This window comes from Sphingomonas sp. PP-CE-3G-477, assembly GCF_003050745.1.
Classification (GTDB): domain Bacteria; phylum Pseudomonadota; class Alphaproteobacteria; order Sphingomonadales; family Sphingomonadaceae; genus Sphingomonas.
In genome coordinates this window covers 1-1,916 of record NZ_QAOF01000027.1, presented here as the reverse complement: position 1 = coordinate 1,916, position 1,916 = coordinate 1, and the positions used below count along the sequence as shown (strand labels likewise).

The 1,916-nt window shown below is 61.5% G+C and carries 1 protein-coding gene and 1 tRNA gene; both read right to left on the bottom strand.

Annotated elements, in window-relative coordinates; genetic code table 11:
• Nucleotides 1–361: 361 nt before the first annotated feature.
• Nucleotides 362–1,675 (bottom strand): integrase, encoded by a 1,314-nt coding sequence (locus C8J45_RS18770; protein WP_107964660.1) that lies wholly within the window; start codon nucleotides 1,673–1,675, stop codon nucleotides 362–364.
• Between the two features lie 148 nt (nucleotides 1,676–1,823).
• A tRNA-Met gene (locus C8J45_RS18765) sits at nucleotides 1,824–1,900 on the bottom strand.
• Nucleotides 1,901–1,916: the final 16 nt, after the last annotated feature.

The following is a 1,916-nucleotide window of genomic DNA, read 5'->3' as shown; positions in this document are numbered from 1 at the left end:
TCGCCAGCTCAACGAGCGCCCCAGAAAGACCTTGATGTATCAGACACCGGCTGAAATGTTCGCCGAGCGTGTTGCAGCCACCCGTTGAACCCACCCCGCTCGTTTCCCGAAAGCGGACGGGCGGCTTTCACCATGTTTTGCCGAAATGCGGACCGTCCGCATTTATAACCTCTGCGCCATCACGCGAGCTTACGTCGCTGTGACCCGCTTTGCACAATAGGCTGCATCAGCCGGCTAAGTAGGAAAACGCTCGTACGAGCGCGGATGATCGCCGCAAGGTCGCTCATCCGGGGACGCCCCCGCAAGGGGTGCTCGCGCGCCGGTGAACGGCTCGCGCCCGGGTGTTGAGACCGGTACCCGGTCAGCTTTGGTCGTCGTCTTCGAACTGAACCGGCTGCGGCTTACGCCGAGCGCTGGGCTTGGCGCGCCGCACGTTGACGGAGGCCGCGCTGATCATGTTCTTGATGTGAGCGGCATAATGTTTCTGAATCATCTCGACGCTGGTGCGGCAATTACGGGCGACGGCATAGACGTCGGCGCCTTCCATCAGGCGGAGACAGACATAGGTATGGCGCAGAGAATAGGCCGTGCGCGCCTTGCCATCGCGATCGAACTTGAGATCGGCCTTGTCGAGAATGCCGTTGAAGAGCTTCACGTGATTGCCGGGGAACACCTTGTCGGTTGGCTTGGGCAGTTCGGCCAGGGGCGTCTCCGGCGCTTCTCTGACCCCCTCCAGCTCGCGGCGCCTACGCTGTCGGCGGGTTTCGCCCTGAACCGGCTTTGGACGTCCAAGTAGACGTTCATAGGGGCGAACCGCGTTCGGCATGCTCTTGCAGAAGCCGACGCCGCGCTTGCCGCGAACTTCGATCTCGAGAATGCGCTGTCCGGTCTCGTCGTCGATCACGATCTCGACGTCGCGGTGCTCGAGATTGGATGCCTCGTCCGGGCGTAGACCGGTATTCGCCATGAACAGCACATAGCCGTGCACCTGCTCGGCGTTCCAGCGGTAGTGCTCGTGGAACGGCTCCTTCGCATAGGCGCCGGTCGCCTTGTAAAGCTGCTTGTACTCGGCAGGACTGAACCACGGCCGATGCTCGACCTTGCTGGACGCGCGGTACGGGCTCGAGATATCCGGCACGTGCGAAACCCAGCCGTGACGGACCGCGGTATGCAGCACCTGCCGCAGCGTCACGATCTCGTTGTGCAGGGTTTTCAAGGCGGGTGCCTTGTCCGTGACCGGCCTGTTGCTCCGCGAATGCGGGTTGGCCACGCCGCGCGACGACATGCGATGCACGCGGTATTCCTGCACCCTGCCCGCGGTAATCTCCGACAGGCCCATATCGCCGAAGAACGGCAGGAGATGAATCCGCAAGCGGATGGCGTGCCCCTCGGTCCAGCGCACGCTACGCTGCCCCTCGGTAATAGCCTCGTATTCCCGGGTGAACTGGAAAGCGGCGTCCTTGAAGGTCTTCTCGGTCTTCAGGACGCCGGCATGCAGCTTGCCGCGCAGGCCGAGATACCAGTCTTCCGCCACCTGCTTGGCAAGTGAGAGGCTGTCGGTTCGGGTCGATGAGCGGCGCTGCTTGTTGCCGACAGAGGCGGAGCAATGCCAGCTTCCGCCCTCCGCGCGCCTGTAGATCTGGACTTTTCCGCCTAGGATTTCGTGCCGCTGCATGACGACGCTACCGGTACAAAGTGGACCAATGGGCGTAGTTTTTTACAATTGCCGGCAAAAGTCAAATTTGTGCTAGCGGCGTGCTAACAAAAAAATCCCCCTGCTTGCGGAGGGGGTGGTTGTTATGTCGTTGTTTTGTTTGTGGTTTTGGTTGCGGGGACAGGATTTGAACCTGTGACCTTCAGGTTATGAGCCTGACGAGCTACCGGGCTGCTCCACCCCGCGACGGCACGGCTAGCGT